We start from the raw sequence: 16,079 nt of genomic DNA, 5'->3' as shown, positions 1-16,079 counted from the left end.
CCCTTGTCTCCTCCGCGGGGGGTGTGCCGGTCGCCTGTGCCTCGCGTGTCTCTCCCCCCCCCGAAGAAGCCCCGGGTGTTGGTGCCCTCGGGCCCCCGGTACCGAGCGAAGCGGTTCACCGCGTCGCCGCGGCGGGCCGCTCGAGCGTCAGTTGCAGGTCGTGACGCTCAGGCTGCTGTCGCCGCAGAGCAGCAGGCTCGCGCGGCTGCCCGTCTCGACGTCCCCCATGGCCTCTTCCTTGGGGGTCTCCAGCGACTGCAGGTCGAACAGGTTCATGACGTCGTCCCTTCGTTCGGCAACGGGTTTTCTTTCACGGCCCCGGGCGGGGCCGGCTCTGGGGCCGCTGCCCTCCGGGGCAGCGGCGGGAGGAACGGCAACCCGGCGGGCGGGTCGCCGTGCACGGAGGCGACGGCCAGCAGGCACCCGGCCGTCCCGGTGGAGAGGTCCATCGACAGGCGCATCATCTGCTCGCCGGGGAAGGCGAGCCGGCCCCGGTAGGACATGGCGTGCCAGGACAGCGCGTCGAGCTGGCGGCGGACGGCCGCACGCTCCGTACCGGGCCCGGTGGCCCCGGTGCGCCCGAGGAAGAGCACCATCCCGGCCACGCCCCGGTACAGCCCCGGCTGGGCGTAGAACATGGCCTGGGCCGCCGCCACGATCTCGTCCCTCGCCCGGGCGAACTCCGCGTCGTCGCGGTGGGCGAGGTAGTCGTCGAGCACCATGCCGATGCCCACGCTGCCCGCTCCCAGGTAGGGCATGGTGCGCCATCCCTCGTCGACCTGGAGGGCGCCGCCCGCTCCCCGGACGCAGCGGGCGAGGTCCTGACGGAGCGCGTCGCCCGCGAGGTCCAGCAGGCCGGCGTCCCCGGTGCGTTCGTACAGGCGCAGGAAGAACAGGGCGCGTCCGGCCGCCCCGTGCAGCAGCCCCGCGCGGGGCGGCCGGGCCGGGGCCCCGGCCGCGGCGGGCGTGGCGCGCGCGGTCAGATCGGCGCAGCGCAGGGCCGCCGAACGCAGCGCGGTGTCGCCGGTGGCCGCGGCCAGTGAGTCCAGCGCCAGGCCCAGCCCGGCGGTGCCGCTGTGCAGGTCCGCGGCGAGGTGGTCGAAGGACTGGTCGAGCAGCAGCTCGGCGAGGTCGAGCGCACGGTCGCGGTGGCCGAGGTACTCCAGCGTCCAGGCGATCCCGGCGAGTCCGTCGTGGAAGCCGAGCGGCATGCCCGACGGGGGTTGCTTGGTCCGCTCCAGCAGCCACTGCTCCCCGTCCTCGTGGCGTCCCGCCCCGCTCTCGGCCAGGGCGTACAGCACGCCCGCCGCGCCGTGGCCGAACGCCAGTCCGCCGCCCGGCGTGGCGAACTGCGCGATGTCCCCGGGGAAGAGGCGGTCCGTGCGGGACGGCGTCGCCGACGCGAGGACGGCCGCGGCCATCGACTCCCGGCTGCGGGGCCAGTCGCCCGGCTCCACGGGGACGACCGGCTCCGGGGCCGGCCGTGTCGCCGGCGGCGCGGCGACGCCGTCCGTGATCTCCTCGACCGCCGCGTCCAGGAACTCGCGCCCGACCGGGAACTGACCCGCTATCAGGTCGGCGAGGTGCCCCGCCTTGCGCCGGTCCAGCGCGAACAGGCTGGTGAGCGGGAGGAACAGCGCCAGTCGCAGACAGGCCAGCGCGTACCGGTCCACCGAGACCCCCCGCCGGCCCGGCGGTGCGACGAACCCCGGGTTCGCGACGGTCTGCCGGCCCGGCTCGTCGACGTGGTGCGCGGCCTCGAAGTCCAGCAGCGCGACCCTGCCGTCCTCGCGGATCATGATGTTGAACAGGTGCAGGTCGTTGAAGACCACGCCCCGCGCGTGGACGTCCGCGACGGCCCGTTCCACCCGGGCGTGGACGTCCAGGGCCCAGGCGGTGTACTCGGCCAGCCGCTCCTCGTCCGGGTCGGCCTCGATGAGCGGGTGACGGCGCGCGAAGAACGTGTTGAGCGGCTTGCCGTCGATGTGCTCCAGCACGAGGAAGTGGTGCTCCCCGACGGTCAGGTGGTCCAGCACCTCGGGCGTGCAGTCGAGGCCCGACAGGCGTTCCAGCGCCCGGCGCTCGCGGTGCAGCCGGGTCACCGCGTCGGCGCCGTCGGCGGCCAGCCCGGCGTGCGGGCGGGCCTCCTTGAGGACCACCCGCTCGTCGGTGCGGGTGTCACGGGCGAGGTAGACGCCCCCGCCGTTGGAGAAGTGCAGTGCCGACTCGATCGCGTACGGCAGGTCCGTCACGGTCGTCGCGGCGCGGGCGTCCAGGTGCGGGCGCAGGAAGGCGGGCGGGGTCACCCAGTCCGGTACGCGGAAGACGGGGCCGCGCAGGTCGGGCACCAGCACTCCGTCGGGGCGGGCCACGGCGGGCCGCAGCTCACCGGTCTCGTCGTAGCAGTTGCGGCGGGTGAAGCCGCCGTACCGGACGTGCACGGGGCCGTCGCCGAGTCTCAGGTCGCTCAGGATGTGGGGGCCGGGCTCCCCGGCCAGCAGGTCCGACAGCTCGCCCGCGATGCGCTCGAAGCGCTCCTCGTCCGCCGGGTACACGGTGATGAACTTGCCGCTGCCGGCCCGGTCGGCGTACTTGGCGTTGCGCTGGTGCAGCAGGTAGCGGCTGGGGACGAACTTGAAGGCCGTCCCGTGGGCGACGCAGTGGTCGTAGACGCGCTCCAGCACGGACTCGGCGTTGTCGAGGCACGCGGAGACGTGGATCTTCCAGCCCTGGTCGGGCAGGTCGGTGTCCACCGGCCGCAGGGCGAGCCAGTCCCCGCTCTCGTTGCGCTGCCATCCCGCCGGGACGGGCCGGGAGGCCGCGGCGTACCGGGAGCGACCCGCGCCGGTGCCGGGAGTCGTGCGGTGCGGAGCGTCGTAGAAGTGCGGATCCGCGTCGCAGTACACGGCGTAGCCCTTGTTCACGCCCTCTCCCTCCCACCGGTCGGTGACGGGGAAGACGCTGTCATGCGGCGCCCCGCCGGGGACAGTCACCGCTGTCACGACTCCGATGTGCGGAACGCACGGGTAACTTCGCGGGAACGAACGGCACGGCGCGCCGGCGTGCTCCGCGGCACCCGCCCGAGCGGACGCGGGGTCAGGAACCCTCCCGGCGCGCGGGCCCCATAAAGTGCCCTCATGTCTGCGACGCTGAATTCGAGGAGAACCCGCGCCGCGCTCCGTGTCTCGGCGCGCCTCTCCGGCGAACTGCTGCTGGTCCTGGTGATGGCCGCGGTGGTTCTGTGGCTGCTGGGTCGGATGTGGCCGGTGGTCTGGCCGCTGGTGGTCGCCCTCCTCCTCACCACGCTCACCTGGCCCCTGGCCCGCTTCCTGCGCCGGCGCGGGGTGGCCCCGGCGCTCGCCGCGTCCGTCGTGACCGTGCTGTTCCTGCTGGTGGGCGCGGGCACCGTGGCGCTGATCGCGGTGCCGGTGGCGTCGCAGTCCGGCCGGCTGGCCGACGGCGTGATCGAGGGGATCCAGAGGCTGCGCGAATGGGCCGCCGGACCGCCGCTGAACATCGACGACGACCAGATCGCCCACGCCTTCGACGCCGCCACCGTCCGCATCCAGGAGAGCGCCGGGTCCATCGCCAACACCGCCGTCACGGGGGTGAGCACCGTCTTCAGCGGTGTGGTCACGGCCGTTCTGGCGCTCTTCCTGATGTTCTTCTTCCTCAAGGACGGGCCGCGCTTCCTGCCGTGGCTCGCCCGGCAGCTGCCCGGCCGGCTCGCCACCGACGTCCCGGCCGTGGCCGCGCGGTGCTGGGACAGCCTCGGCGCGTTCGTGCGGTCCCAGGCGCTCGTCGGCCTGCTCGACGCCGTGGGCGTCGGGCTGGGCCTGTGGCTCCTGGACGTCCCCCTGGTGCTCCCGCTCGCGGTGCTGACCTTCCTGGCCGCGTTCGTGCCCATCGTGGGCGCCCTGTTCGCCGGCTTCGTCGCGGTGCTCATCGCGCTCGTGTCGAACGGCCTGACCAACGCCCTGCTGGTGCTGGCCGTCATCATCGTGGTGCAGCAGCTCGAGGGCAACGTGTTCCAGCCCATCATCCAGAGCAGGGGGCTCGGCCTGCACGCGGCGGTGGTCCTGCTGGCGGTGACGCTGGGCGGAAGCCTGGCCGGCATCGCCGGCAGCTTCCTCGCCGTACCGGTCGCCGGGCTGATCGCGGTGGTCTGGAACTATGTGCGCGAGCAGCTCAGCGACCCCCCGCCGGGCCCGGGCGCCGGTGTCCCGGACACCGGTGCCGGCGTCCCGTCGTAACGGCCCGCCCCGCCCGGCGGGCCGGCACACCGCCGGCCCGCCGGCACCCCGTTCCCGCTCCCGCCCGACAGGAAGTTCCCGTGACGTACGACCTCACCGCCCTGCGCGCCCAGATCCCCGCACTGGCCGCCGGCACCGCGCACTTCGACGGCCCCGGCGGCACCCAGACGCCCCTGCCCGTCATCGAGGCGATCGCCGGCGCGCTGTCCCGCCCCCTGTCGATACGGGGCGAGGCGCTGCCCGGCGAACGCAACGCGCAGGACATCGTCGCCGGGGCCCGCCGGGCCGTGGCCGACCTCCTGGGCGCCGATCCGGCCGGCATCGTCTTCGGGCGCAGCGCCACCCAGCTCACCTACGACTTCTCCCGCACCCTGGCCCGCGACTGGTCGCCCGGCGACGAGGTGGTCGTCACGCGGCTGGACCACGACGCCAACATCCGCCCCTGGGTGCAGGCGGCCGAGCGGTCCGGTGCCACCGTCCGGTGGGCGGACTTCGACCCGGCCACCGGTGAGCTGACCGCCGACGACGTCCGGGCCGTGCTCTCCGGGCGCACCCGGCTGGTGGCGGTCACCGCGGCCTCGAACCTGATCGGCACGGTCCCGCCGGTCGCCGAGATCGCGCGGACCGTGCACGAGGCCGGCGCGCTGCTCCACGTCGACGGCGTCCACTACACCGCGCACGCCCGCGTCGACGTCGGGGCGCTCGGCGCGGACTTCTTCGTCTGCTCCCCGTACAAGTTCCTCGGCCCGCACCACGGTGTCCTGGCCGCCCGCCCCGGGCTCCTTCGGACCCTGCGCCCGGAGAAGCTGCTGCCCTCCACGGACGCGGTTCCCGAGCGTTTCGAACTCGGCACGCTGCCCTACGAGTTCCTGGCGGGCACCCGCGCGGCCGTCGACTTCCTGGCCGGTCTGGGGCAGCGGCGGGACGGCGGCCGCCGCGAGCGCCTCGACTCGGCGTTCGAGGCGATCGGGGCGCACGAGGACGTGCTGCGGGACCGGCTGGAGAAGGGGCTGGCGGCCCTGCGGGGGGTCACCGTCCACTCCCGCGCGGCCCGGCGCACCCCGACGCTCCTGCTCACCCTCGAGGGCCACGACACCGCGGACGCCTACCGGTTCCTGGCGGGGCGCGGCGTCCACGCGCCCTCCGGGAACTTCTACGCGCTGGAGGCCTCCCGGCGTCTCGGCCTGGGGGACACCGGCGGGCTGCGCGTCGGCCTCGCCCCGTACACGTCCCCGGAGGACGTCGACCGGCTGCTGGAAGGGCTGGCGGTCTTCCTGGGGGAGGGGTAGCCGCGCCCGCGGAGGTCCGGCCCGCGTCGCCCCGGGCTCAGCCCAGGACCGTCTCCCAGGTGTCGACGGCGTAGTGGACGGTCATCCCGTGGCGGTCGTACAGCCGGGGAGCCCCGGTGGCGTTCGCCGTGTCCACGCCGAGCCCGACGACGTCCCGCCCCCGCGCGGCGAAGGCCGCGAAGGCGTGCCGCAGCAGGAGGCCGCCGAGGCCCCGGCCCCGGGCCCCGGGCAGGACGCCGATGCTGCGGATCCAGCCCATGGCCCCCCGGTCGTCGCGTGCGAGCAGGAACCCCACGTCTCCCTCACGGTCGTCGGAGACGATCCAGACCAGGGACCAGTCCAGTCCCCCGGCGTCGACGTCGTGCAGCCACGGTCCGTAGGCGCGCGGCTGGAAGTCGAAGTGGCCGGCGAAGGAGGCCTGGTACAGCGCGTGGACGCGGACGCGGTCCGCCTCGGTGGCGCAGGCCCGGATCCGCAGGCCGCGGGGCACTTCGGGAGCCGTGTCCCGCACGGGGTCCAGCGCGCGGCGCAGGACGTGGTACCGGCGCACGACCCGCCAGCGCCGCTCCCGGAGCAGGCGGGTGTCGAGGGTGGGCACCGCGTTGAGGTGCAGGTGCACCACGGCCCGCGCGGCGCCGTTCCCCCGGGCCTTCTCCAGCGCCCTGGTCTCCATGGCCTCCAGCAGGAGCGCGGCGCTCTCCTGGTGGTCGGGCAGGACGTAATGGTCGATGTCGATGCGGTCGCCGCCGGAGGCGTCCCACAGCAGCCCGTAGGCCACCACCCGGTCGCCGTCGAGGACGAGCCAGGAGTCGCGCTCCAGGTCGACCTCGGGATGCCTCAGCTCGGCCTCGACGGTGTGGAGGTCGGTCTCGGGGCGGCCGATCTCGATCTCGTCGACCCGGTTGAGCAGTTCGGTGACGGCGGGCGCGTCGTCCAGCGAGACGGGGCGCGGTGAGGAGGGCACGGGAACCAAGAATCCGCGGCCGGGGCGGGTGCCGCAACGGCTTTTCCGCCCGGGGCGTGCCCTCGTGGTGCCGTGGACACCGGCGTGCGGGCGGCTCCGGTCATCGAGGACGTCCGTACCCGCCGGGGCCGGAGCCACCGGGAGCGGACGTCCGCCGGTGTCCGAGCCACCGGTTTTGTCCGGGTCCGGCGACGGCCCGCGGCGGGCTCCGGAAGGACTTCGAGCGGGCCGGGGCCGCCCCCTCGGCGCCGGCCGGGCACCCCGGGCCCCGAGGCGGCGCGGCCCGCGCCCGAGGACCGTGCCGGGGGACCGGCTCCCGGCGCGGCCGGCCGCACCCCCGGCCGGGCCGCCCCGCCGGGCACGCGTCAGCCGGGCCGGCGGGCACGGCCCGCGTGATGCGCCTCGGTGACGACCGCCGCCATCAGCTCGGGGTCCAGTGCCGAGGCGTCGGCGAGGCGGGTGGCGGCGGTGAGGGAGTGCAGCAGCGTCTTGGTGACGCGCAGGCCCGCCGCCGGCCGGCGCAGGAGGGGGCCGGCCCAGGCGGTGACGGCGGCGTCGAGGGCGTCCTCGGCCACGACGTTCTGCAGGATCGACAGGCGGCGGGCCTCGTGGGCGTCGACGGGACGTCCGGTGAGGACGAGTTCGCGCACGTGGGCGGCGCCGACCTCGCTGACGAGGCGGGGGAGGAGCCCGCCCCAGGCCGTGGGCAGCCCGAGCGCGAGCTCGGGCAGCCGGAAGGTGGCGGTGTCCGCGCCCACCCGCAGGTCGCAGGCGAGGGCGAGGGCGAAACCGGCGCCGACGGCCCTTCCCTGGACGCGGGCGATGGTGACGGCGGGGTTGGAGGTGAGGGCGTCGCACACGCGCCGGGCCCGGACTCCGGAGGCGCGGACGCCGCCTCCGGTGGGGTCGTGGACCAGGTGCTCGGCGAACTCGCGGCGGTCGCCGCCGAGGCAGAAGTCGTCGCCGGCGGCGGCCAGCACGACGACCCGTACCGCGGGGTCCTGTCCGTCGAGGACGGTGAGGAGGTCGTCCAGCATGGCGTCGGTGACGGCGTTCCCCTCTTCGGGGACGTTCAGCTCGATGGTGAGGAGGGGACCCTGCCGGCGGGTGCGCAGGGTCTTGAGTGTGCGGTCCACGGGGAGTTCGGCGAGGGGCGCGCTCATGTCGTGACTTTCAGGGAGGTGATGCGGCGGAAGACGACACGGGAGGTGTCGTACTCGGGGGGCGCGACGGGCCGCAGCGTGGGGAATCGTTCCAGCACCTGGCCGAGCAGCTCGCGGGCCTCCAGCCGGGCGAGGGCCGCGCCGAGGCAGTAGTGGGCGCCGCCGCCGAAGGTGAGGTGGCTTCCGTTGCGCCGGATGTCGAAGACGTGGGGCCGCTCGTTGCGGCGGGGGTCGTGGGCGGCCGAGCCGTACAGGACGTGGACGGTGGTGTCCTTCGCGACGGGCACGCCCGCCAGGACGGTGTCCTCCGCGGCGATGCGGGAGTTGACGTACACGGGCGGGTCGTAGCGCAGCGTCTCCTCGATCGCGTCGTCGATGTGCTCGGGGTGCCGGCGCAGCCAGGCCGCGCGGGAGGGCTCCTGGGTGAGGAACCACACGGCGTTGGCCATCAGGACCGCGCTGGTCTCCAGCGAGGCGATGGTGATGAACATCGTCAGGTCGTAGATCACCTGGTCCGCGGCCGCCCGGTCGCCGGGGTACTGGGCGTCCCAGTGGTGGATCCAGCCGGTCAGGACATCGTTGCCGGGGTGTTCCCGCCGCCGCCTGATCAGATCGGTGAAGAAGGCCCGCATCTCCAGCGTGGCCCGGGCCGACACGGCGAGTTCGCTCTTGGTGGGCAGCAGTTCCTGCGCGTAGACCTGGCGGTGGGTGAAGTCCAGGATGTGCGCGAAGTGCTCCGGAGCGATCCCGAGCCACTCACCGACGGTCCGGACGGGGAGCTGCTCGGCGACGGTGCGGACGAAGTCGGCCTCCCCGCCGGCGCGCAGCCGGTCCTCGAGGTCGTCGAGGAGCCCGGAGGCCAGGGAGGCGATCCGGGGGCGCAGGGCCTGGAGGGTGGCGCGGTCGAAGGGGTTGCCCAGGGCCCGCCGCTGGCAGGTGTGGGTGGGGGCGTTGAGGCGGGGCAGGGTGCGGGTCATCTCCCGCGTGGCGGGAGCCTGCCAGCGTTCCGTGTCGGGCTGGCGCTCCTGCCACGCGAAGTCCGGCACGAGCCAGTTCCTGCCGCGCAGGACCTGGCTGCACGCGTCGAACCCGGTGACGAAGTATCCCCCCCAGGGGGCGCGTACGACGTCTCCCATGGAGCGCAACTCCTCCCAGACGGGCAGGGGGTTGGCCTGCCCCTCATGGGAACGCAGGTGGCGGAGAAGGGAGATGACGGCTCGGCGGTCGGCGGTGGTGCCGCGTATGTCGCCAACTGCGGTCACGCATGGCTCCTTTGACTGGTTCTGCCGGTACCACCGGAACCTACCCTTCCACCTCCCTGTGTCATGCGCCTCTGTGTGTTGCTCCTGTCACATGCAGTGCATCAGACACGGAAGATGTCCAGGAAGCTGCTCCAGAACCCCTTCCTGCGCGCCGGGTCCTGCCGGACCGGTGCGGACGAGGCCCTCGGGAGGGGCTGCTCCGCGTCCGGCGCCGGGGGCCGGTTCCGGATAGCGGCCGCCATGCGGGTGGCCGGCGTGGGGCTGAAGGTCACGGGCAGCTCGACGAGGGCGCGGTGGAACGGCCCCGGCCGCCACCGCAGGTCCTTCTCGGGCACGGCGAGCATCAGGTCGGGCAGGGCGTTGAGGAGCCGTTCGATCGCGGTGGTCGCGATGACCTGCGCCGGGTCCTTGGCGGGACAGGCGTGCGGGCCGGCCCCCCACGCCAGGTGGGCCCCCTTGCTGTGCGCGCGGCGGGCCTCGGCGAGCGCGGGGTCGCTGTTGGCCCCCGCGAAGGAGATGACCACCGGGGTGCCCGCCTCCGCCACGTGGCCGCCGAGGTCGACGTCCTGGACCGGGTAGTGGGTGGCGTAGTTGGCGATGGGGGTCTGGTTCCACAGCACGTGATCGAGCGCCTCCTCGATCAGCATGCCGCTCTGCCGTCCGCCCGCGCCGGACAGCAGCAGGACCAGCGCGTTGCCGATGAGGTTGCGCTCGGGCTCGACACCGGCGCCCATCAGCATCACCAGCTGGTCCTTGAGCTCCTCGTCGGTCAGCCCGGCGGGGTGCTGGATCAGCCAGGAGGTGACGTCGTCACCGGGCCTGCGCCGCTTGAGGGCGATCAGCTCCATGAGGCAGGCGGTGAGGTCCTCGTTGGCGCGCAGGGCGTCCTTGCCGTCGAAGATCGCCGACATGGAGGTGGTGAGGGTGTCGCCGATGCCCGCGGGGCAGCCGAAGAGCTTGTTGAACAGCAGCAGCGGCAGCAGTTTGGCGTAGTCGTTGAGCAGGTCGGCGCGGCCCCGCTCGCTGAACCGGTCGAGGAGGTAGTCGGCGATCGGCTCCACGTCCCGCCGGATCCGGGTGATGTTGAGCCGGGCCAGGCTGTCGGTGACCGCCTTGCGCAGCCGCAGGTGCACCGCGCCGTCGGTGAACAGGCAGTTGGGCCGGTAGGCCATCATCGGCAGGACCGGGCTGTCCATGCTGATGCGGCCCTCGTTCAGCGCCTTCCAGCGACGGGCGTCGCGGGCGAAGAGCTCGGTGTTCTGCAGCACCCGCAGCGCCGTCTCGTGCCCGACGACCAAGGTGGCCTCCACGCCCGGGGCGAGTTCGACCGGGCCGGCCGGGGCGTGGGCGCGCAACCGGTCGTAGACCTGCTGCGGGTCGGCGGCGAACGAGGCGTCGTGCATCGGGCATCTGCCCGCGGTGGGCGCAGAGGTCTGCTGAGGATCCATGACGTCTTCCTTAGTGATCCGGGAACCTCCGTTCCCGGGCCGGGTGGGCGCGGGGCGGTCAGGCGGTGCGCTCGAGCAGGTGCCGGACCAGTGCGATCAGAGCCCTGGCGGAGGACTGCTGGTCGCGTGCGTCGCAGTAGACGACGGGGGTGTCCGGGAGCAGGTCGAGCGCCTCGCGCACCTCCGCCTCGCCGTAGGTGGTCGCCGGGTCGAAGCAGTTGACGGCGATGGCGTACTCCAGGCCGTAGCGCTCGACGAGGTCGATGACGGGGAACGTCTCCTCCAGCCGCGCCGGGTCGACCAGCAGCAGCGCTCCCAGCGCGCCGCGGGCCATGTCCTCCCACAGCTGCATGAAGCGCTGCTGCCCCGGTGTCCCGAACAGGTACAGCACCAGGTCGTCGCTCAGGGTGAGGCGGCCGAAGTCCAGCGCGACCGTGGTGGTCTTCTTGTCCGCCACGCCCCGCAGGTCGTCCACGTGGACGGACGCCTGGGTCATCTTCTCCTCGGTACGCAGCGGAGTGATCTCCGACAGCGAACCGATGAAGGTCGTCTTGCCCACGGCGAAGTGCCCGACGACCAGGATCTTGGCGGCGTTGGTCACCGCGCTGGAGACGTAGATGGACCTCTGGGCCGTCTCAGCCGATGAGGGATTGGAGTCCATTCAGAACCTTCTCGAGGGTCGCTCTGTCAACGTTCTGGGCCCGTGGCGGCTCGGCACGGCGCAACAGGTGGCCCTGTTCGAATAAATCGGTCAGCAGCAGCCGGGCCACTCCGACCGGGAGCCCGAGGTGGCCGGCCACCTCGGCGACCGACAGGTAGCCACCCGCGCACAGGTCCCAGATCGCCCTGACCTCGGGCCCGGCCCCCAGCGGAAGGGTCCGCTCGGGAGCCAGGGTGACCAGGGTGTGCAGCGCCAGGTCGTCCGAGGAGGGCAGGCTCCGGCCGCCCGTGATGACGTAGGAGCGGACGAAGTCACTGGTGACGGACGCTTCCTCGCCGGGGGTCGTCATGCGCCGACACCGTTGTCCGCGCGGTCGGAGCGCGGCGCCACGCTCATCGCCTTGCTCAGCGCCGTCACGGTCTTCTGCATGCGGAACGACATGGCCTCCATGTCGACGTCCAGGGCGGCGGACACGGCCAGGTAGGCGCCCTGCCCGGCGGCGATGAGGAAGATCCAGCCGCCGTCGTACTCCAGCAGCGTCTGCTTCCAGATCCCGTGTCCCGCGCCGACGAACCCGGCCACCGCCCGGCTGAGGGACTGCATGGAGCTCATCGCGGCGGCGTTCGTCTCCGCGTCGTCGCGCGAGATGTCGTCCGAACGCTGCAGCAGCAGGCCGTCGCCCGAGACGAGGACCGCGTGGCGGGCACCACGCACCTCGAGCACGTCGTTCAGCACCCACGACAGGTCGGTGTTCACTGGTGGTCAGGTCCTTCCGTGGTGTTCGTGTTCCGTCCGAGCTGGGTGCCGCGCGCGAACGCCCCCAGGCGGGACGCGGTCACCTCGCTGGCCGGCTCGGACGTCTGCTCGTCGGCCCCGGGTGCGGCCTCCGGCGGAGGCACCACCGCGATGGGCCCCTGGCGCCGGCGGCGCTTGGGCAGCCCGCCGGACGTCGTGCCCACCACGTGCGAGGGGCCCACCGGCACGGGAGCCAGCCGCTGGGGCGCGGCCTCCCGGGCCTCGGTCTCCCGGACCGGCTCGGCGGGCGACGGGCCGTCGGCCGACAGGAGGCTTTCGGGTACACGGATCACTGCACGCACTCCGCCGTAGGGGGACACGGATCCGACCGAGACGGCGAAGCCGTAGCGTGCGGCGAGCATGCCGCACACGGCGAAACCGAAGTGGGGAGGGTCGCCGAGTCCGGTGATGTCCACGGGGCCGTCGGCGTCGAGGAGGGCCGCCGCCCGGTCCTTGGTCTCCTGGTCCATGCCCAGTCCGGCGTCGTCGACGATGAAGCACACGCCCGTGGGGACGGCCTGGATGTTGACCTCGACCGGCGTGCCCGGGGCGCTGTAGGTGGTCGCGTTGTCCAGCAGCTCGGCCAGCACGACGGCCAGCGGCTCGACGGCCTTGCCGGTGACGGAGACGCTGGCCTGCGCGTGGATGCTGACCCGGCCGAAGTCCTTGATCCGTCCCTGCGCGCTGCGGGCCACGTCGTAGACGGTCGCCGCGCCCTCGCGCCGGCCCAGCCACCCGCCGCACAGGACCGAGATTCCTTTGGCCCGGCGGCTGAACTGGCTGCCGGTGTGGTCCACCGACATCAGGTCGGCCAGCACCTCGGTGTCGTTGCCGTACTTCTTCAGCAGCTCGTCCAGCAGCAGTTGCTGCTCCTCGGCGAGGGACTGCAGCGTTCCCATGGCCGACTTCAGCACGGCCTTGGTCGACGACTCCGCGTCGGCCCGGACGTCCGCGAGGTCGTCCTTGTGCCGGGTGTTCAGGGAGGCGATGTGCTCCTGGAGCCGCGCGACCCGGTCCTGGGCCTGGCCCAGTCCGGTCTCCAGGTCGTCCTTCGTTCTTCGGAGCGCCAGATTGGTTCTCCGTGCCCGCATCACCGCGAAGACCGCAGCGACGAGCACCACAAGCAAGACCCACAACAGTGGATCCCGGATCAATGACGTCATGAGACTCTCTTGGAAGTCGCATCGCGCCGGGAGCACGGGAGGTCCACCGAACCCTGCCGGGCCCGTGCCGCCGAACGGCGCGGGCCACGGGCGGACCAAGCCCGACTCCTTGACGATGGGGCCTTAGAGACTGTCCCCCGTACGCGTTCATGACGCGCCGCCAGCCTGCTGAACGTGCGATGATCTTATCAGGCGCGTATGGGCAACCTGCCTGCTTCGATGCGTGGTTGAGGACCCTCACCAGACCCACACACCAGGACGCGCGGCCGGACCGGAAGATGTCTCCTTACGGTGATTCGTCCGGCGGCCGCGCGGGCGCCTGCGGCGTGACGGGGACCCGCTCCGCGAAGAGGACACGTCCTGACCGCTTCGGCTGCGACGGTTCTCCCGTGCCCGCGGGGCCGGCCGGGAGGTCCGGACCCCCCACGACCGCCGACGCGTTCCGCTCCACCCGGCGGCGGACGGGCCGGCCCGCGCACCGCGCACCGCGCACCGCGCGCGGCCCGCGGACCGCTTCACGCACGGGTCGGCCGGTGCCCGGCACGCACACCCCGGGAGGGACTTCCATGACCGTCCTCGACGACCGTGCGCGCAACCGGGCCGCACTGGCCCGGCAGTTGCTGCTCGAACGCGCCGACCTCCCCGTGACCGATGCCGTCGCGCACCTGTGCGGACTGCAGGCGCAGGAGCCGCAGGAGCCGTTCGCCGGACTCTGGTCGCGGCTGCGCGCCTTCGACCCGGCGGAACTGTCGGACCTGCTGACCGGGCGGCGCGTGGTGCGCACCCGCCTCATGCGCCGCACCGTCCACCTGGTCACCGCCGACGACGCCCTGGCCTGGCGGGCCCGCCACGACGCCATGCTGCGTCGACGGGTCCTCGGGGTCCACCGCCGCGAGTTCGACGGAGTGGACCTCGACGGGCTCGCCGCGGCGGCCCGCGGGTGATGGCCGACGGCGTGCCGCGCACGACGGCCGAACTCGCGCGGGAACTCGCCGCGCAGTGGCCCGGGCCGGGGCGGCGGGCGCTGGGGGAGACGGTGGTCCGCGCCCTCGTCCCGGTGGTGCAACTGCCGCCGCGCGGGCTGTGGCGCGCGAAGGCCGGGGTGCGCACCGTGCCGCTCTCCTCCTGGCTGGGGCGCGGGATCGACCCGCCGTCCCCGGACGGGACCGATCCGGTCGGCCGGGCGCTGGTGCGGCGCTACCCGGCCGCGTTCGGTCCCGCCGCCTCGGCCGACCTGCGCGCCTGGTGCGACCTGGCCGGACGGCCGGCCGCGATCACCGCCCTCCGCGGGGAACCGGTCGCCTTCCGCGACGCACGCGGCCGGGAACTGCTGGACCTGCCCGACGCGCCGCGTCCGGATCCCGGTACGCCCGCCCCGGTGCGGTTCCTGCCGGCGTTCGACAACGCGCTCCTCGCCTCTCACGACCGCGGCCGGATCGTCGACGACGCCCACCGCGGCCTGTCGGTCGCCGGTGAACGCGTCGTCCTGCTCGACGGCCGGGCCGCCGCGACCTAGACCGCCGACGCCGGCACCGTGACGGTCACCCCGCTGCGCCGCTTCTCCCGGGCCGACCGCGCCGCCGTCGCCGAGGAGGGGCGGGCACTGGCGTCGTTCCTCTGCGACGGCGCGAGCCACCGTGTCCGGGTCTTCGCCTCACCCCGCTGAACGGCGCACCCGTGCGGCTCGGCGGGGTCCGCTCGCCCGCTGCCGCCTACTCCGGGGGCGTGGGCGTGTCGTGGGTACGGTACATCGCCTGCACGTCCAGCTCCAGCTGGACGGTGGGGCCGACGACCGCGATGCCGCGGGCCAGCATCGAGCGCCAGTTGAGCGTGAAGTCCTCGCGGTGCAGTTCCGCCTTCGCCAGGGCCGCGCAGCGCAGCTCCTGTTCGTAGCCGCCGTTCACCGTCCCGAGGTACGTGGTGTCGAGGCCGACGGAGCGGCTGGTGCCGTGCATGGTGAGCGTGCCGTGCAGGGTCCACTTGGAGCCGCCGCGGTAGACGAAGCGCGTACTGGCGAAGTCGATGTACGGATAGCGCTCGACGTCCAGGAAGTCGGCGGACCGCAGGTGGTCGTCGCGGGTCCTGTTGCCCGTGGCGATGCTGGAGGCGTCGATGCGCACCGAGACCTGGGAGTCGGCCATGTCCGGCGCGATGCGGATGCCGCCCTCGAAGCGGGTGAAGCGGCCGTGGACGTGGGCCATGCCCACGTGCTTGGCGATGAAGCGGATCGCGGTGTGCGGCGGGTCGAACAGCCAGGTGCCCGCCGACGGGAGTTCCAGCCGGCGGGCGGACTCCAGCGCGATGCGGGCCTGGGGGAGGGCCACGCCGGCGGTGATGCCGATGGTCTCGCGAGCGGGTGACAGGCCCTCGGCCGCGACCCGCACGCTGTAGGTGCCCGGTGGCAGCGTCGCCGTGTAGCGGCCGTACGGGTCGGTGGTGCCGTGGGCCGCGACCCGGTGGCTGTCCATCGCGGTCACCGTGACCTCGGCCCCGCCCATGGGCTGCCCCATGGGGTCGACGACCTCGCAGCCGAAGGCCCCCGCACCGGGCGGCAGGGGGACCGTCAGGCCGGAGGCGGCGTCGGAGGCGCTGTGGGACCGCCGACGCCGGAGCATTCCGAGGACCATGGTGTTCACCTTTCTTGGCACGTGTCACCCCGCGGGCCCCCTTCTCGGGTGCGTTCGCGGCCGCCAAGAACCACCGGACACCGGAAGCGCCGGAAGCGCCGGAAACAGGGAGCGGGAGCGAAGGGCGCAGTTCGCCGACGATCATAAAGGTTTCTGCGTGAAGTTTTTGCTCCTCGATGCCGGAGTGGGTGGGACGCTCCCTCCGGCGGGATGATTTCCGCAGCTCAAGGGAGTACTCAAGGGTCGCTTCACATCCGGTGCGGGTGATTTGCACAACTGCTTCGGCAAAGGGTGACCGAAGTTTCACAGCACTTCCGCACGGCTCGCACGTCCGGGCTCCGGCTTCGTCGCGGGGAGAGGGGGGGGGGGGGGGAGGGGGGGGGGGGGGGGGGGGGGGGGGGGGGGGGGGGGGGAGGGGGGGGGGGGAGAGGGGGGTGGGGGGGGGGGGGGGAGG

Annotated in this window: 13 protein-coding genes and 1 pseudogene; 3 read left to right on the top strand and 11 right to left on the bottom strand. The window is 73.6% G+C overall.

The features are described from left to right. Nucleotides 1–147: 147 nt before the first annotated feature. Nucleotides 148–276 carry a mycelium formation morphogenetic lantipeptide SapB gene (gene ramS, locus ACZ56B_RS08840; RefSeq protein WP_016827684.1) on the bottom strand — a complete coding sequence of 43 codons (129 nt, stop codon included), beginning with the start codon at nt 274–276 and terminating at the stop codon, nt 148–150. Then, on the bottom strand, nt 273–2,924 hold the full coding sequence (gene lanKC / locus ACZ56B_RS08835; RefSeq protein WP_468787765.1) for a class III lanthionine synthetase LanKC: 2,652 nt from the start codon (nt 2,922–2,924) through the stop codon (nt 273–275). The genes ramS and lanKC overlap by 4 nt, the downstream gene beginning before the upstream one ends. A 213-nt stretch (nt 2,925–3,137) precedes the next feature. Between lanKC and ACZ56B_RS08830 the strand changes: the two genes are divergently transcribed. Then, entirely contained in the window at nt 3,138–4,253 is a 1,116-nt protein-coding gene (locus tag ACZ56B_RS08830; protein WP_468787763.1) for an AI-2E family transporter, read from the top strand. A gap of 80 nt (nt 4,254–4,333) precedes the next feature. Continuing rightward, nucleotides 4,334–5,542 (top strand): cysteine desulfurase-like protein, encoded by a 1,209-nt coding sequence (locus ACZ56B_RS08825; RefSeq protein ID WP_468787761.1) that lies wholly within the window; start codon nt 4,334–4,336, stop codon nt 5,540–5,542. A gap of 37 nt (nt 5,543–5,579) precedes the next feature. Here the strand turns inward: ACZ56B_RS08825 and ACZ56B_RS08820 are convergent, their stop codons facing one another. From ACZ56B_RS08820 to ACZ56B_RS08785, 8 genes are all read right to left on the bottom strand, one after another. Next, complete coding sequence (locus tag ACZ56B_RS08820) at nt 5,580–6,506, bottom strand: GNAT family N-acetyltransferase (RefSeq protein WP_468787759.1); 927 nt, start codon at nt 6,504–6,506, stop codon at nt 5,580–5,582. Between the two features lie 365 nt (nt 6,507–6,871). Beyond that, nucleotides 6,872–7,669, bottom strand: a complete 798-nt coding sequence (locus ACZ56B_RS08815) for an enoyl-CoA hydratase/isomerase family protein (protein ID WP_468787757.1) — start codon at nt 7,667–7,669, stop codon at nt 6,872–6,874. Continuing rightward, entirely contained in the window at nt 7,666–8,931 is a 1,266-nt protein-coding gene (locus ACZ56B_RS08810) for a cytochrome P450 (RefSeq protein WP_468787755.1), read from the bottom strand. Before ACZ56B_RS08810 ends, ACZ56B_RS08815 begins: the two co-directional genes overlap by 4 nt. A gap of 101 nt (nt 8,932–9,032) precedes the next feature. Then, a complete protein-coding gene (locus tag ACZ56B_RS08805; RefSeq protein ID WP_468787831.1) occupies nt 9,033–10,334 on the bottom strand; it encodes a cytochrome P450 family protein in 1,302 nt (433 codons plus the stop codon). 103 nt (nt 10,335–10,437) lie between these two features. After that, the gene (locus ACZ56B_RS08800; protein ID WP_468787753.1) at nt 10,438–11,040 is read right to left on the bottom strand and encodes a GTP-binding protein; all 603 of its coding nucleotides are present in this window, start codon (nt 11,038–11,040) and stop codon (nt 10,438–10,440) included. Continuing rightward, on the bottom strand, nt 11,015–11,389 hold the full coding sequence (locus ACZ56B_RS08795; RefSeq protein ID WP_184821488.1) for a DUF742 domain-containing protein: 375 nt from the start codon (nt 11,387–11,389) through the stop codon (nt 11,015–11,017). The genes ACZ56B_RS08800 and ACZ56B_RS08795 overlap by 26 nt, the downstream gene beginning before the upstream one ends. Next, complete coding sequence (locus ACZ56B_RS08790) at nt 11,386–11,796, bottom strand: roadblock/LC7 domain-containing protein (RefSeq protein WP_468787750.1); 411 nt, start codon at nt 11,794–11,796, stop codon at nt 11,386–11,388. Before ACZ56B_RS08790 ends, ACZ56B_RS08795 begins: the two co-directional genes overlap by 4 nt. Then, nucleotides 11,793–12,998, bottom strand: a complete 1,206-nt coding sequence (locus ACZ56B_RS08785) for an ATP-binding protein (protein ID WP_468787748.1) — start codon at nt 12,996–12,998, stop codon at nt 11,793–11,795. Before ACZ56B_RS08785 ends, ACZ56B_RS08790 begins: the two co-directional genes overlap by 4 nt. A gap of 566 nt (nt 12,999–13,564) precedes the next feature. Here ACZ56B_RS08785 and ACZ56B_RS08780 point away from each other — a divergent pair. Beyond that, nucleotides 13,565–14,664, top strand: a pseudogene (locus ACZ56B_RS08780) (winged helix DNA-binding domain-containing protein). A gap of 46 nt (nt 14,665–14,710) precedes the next feature. On the opposite strand, the gene ACZ56B_RS08775 reads toward ACZ56B_RS08780, so the two are convergent. Further along, on the bottom strand, nt 14,711–15,625 hold the full coding sequence (locus ACZ56B_RS08775; RefSeq protein WP_468787746.1) for a YceI family protein: 915 nt from the start codon (nt 15,623–15,625) through the stop codon (nt 14,711–14,713). Nucleotides 15,626–16,079: the final 454 nt, after the last annotated feature.

The sequence above is a fragment of the Streptomyces sp. NPDC034670 genome (genome assembly GCF_055574875.1).
Note: the sequence above shows the minus strand (reverse complement) of the source record. Positions and strands in the feature narration are given on the sequence as shown.

Coding starts and splice junctions, on each gene's coding strand:
- ramS (WP_016827684.1), bottom strand. CDS start 276: ATGAACCTGTTCGACCTGCAGTCGCTGGAGACCCCCAAGGAAGAGGCC.
- ACZ56B_RS08815 (WP_468787757.1), bottom strand. CDS start 7,669: ATGAGCGCGCCCCTCGCCGAACTCCCCGTGGACCGCACACTCAAGACC.
- ACZ56B_RS08805 (WP_468787831.1), bottom strand. CDS start 10,334: ATGCACGACGCCTCGTTCGCCGCCGACCCGCAGCAGGTCTACGACCGG.
- ACZ56B_RS08775 (WP_468787746.1), bottom strand. CDS start 15,625: ATGGTCCTCGGAATGCTCCGGCGTCGGCGGTCCCACAGCGCCTCCGAC.
- ACZ56B_RS08785 (WP_468787748.1), bottom strand. CDS start 12,998: ATGACGTCATTGATCCGGGATCCACTGTTGTGGGTCTTGCTTGTGGTG.
- ACZ56B_RS08800 (WP_468787753.1), bottom strand. CDS start 11,040: ATGGACTCCAATCCCTCATCGGCTGAGACGGCCCAGAGGTCCATCTAC.
- ACZ56B_RS08830 (WP_468787763.1), top strand. CDS start 3,138: ATGTCTGCGACGCTGAATTCGAGGAGAACCCGCGCCGCGCTCCGTGTC.
- ACZ56B_RS08795 (WP_184821488.1), bottom strand. CDS start 11,389: ATGACGACCCCCGGCGAGGAAGCGTCCGTCACCAGTGACTTCGTCCGC.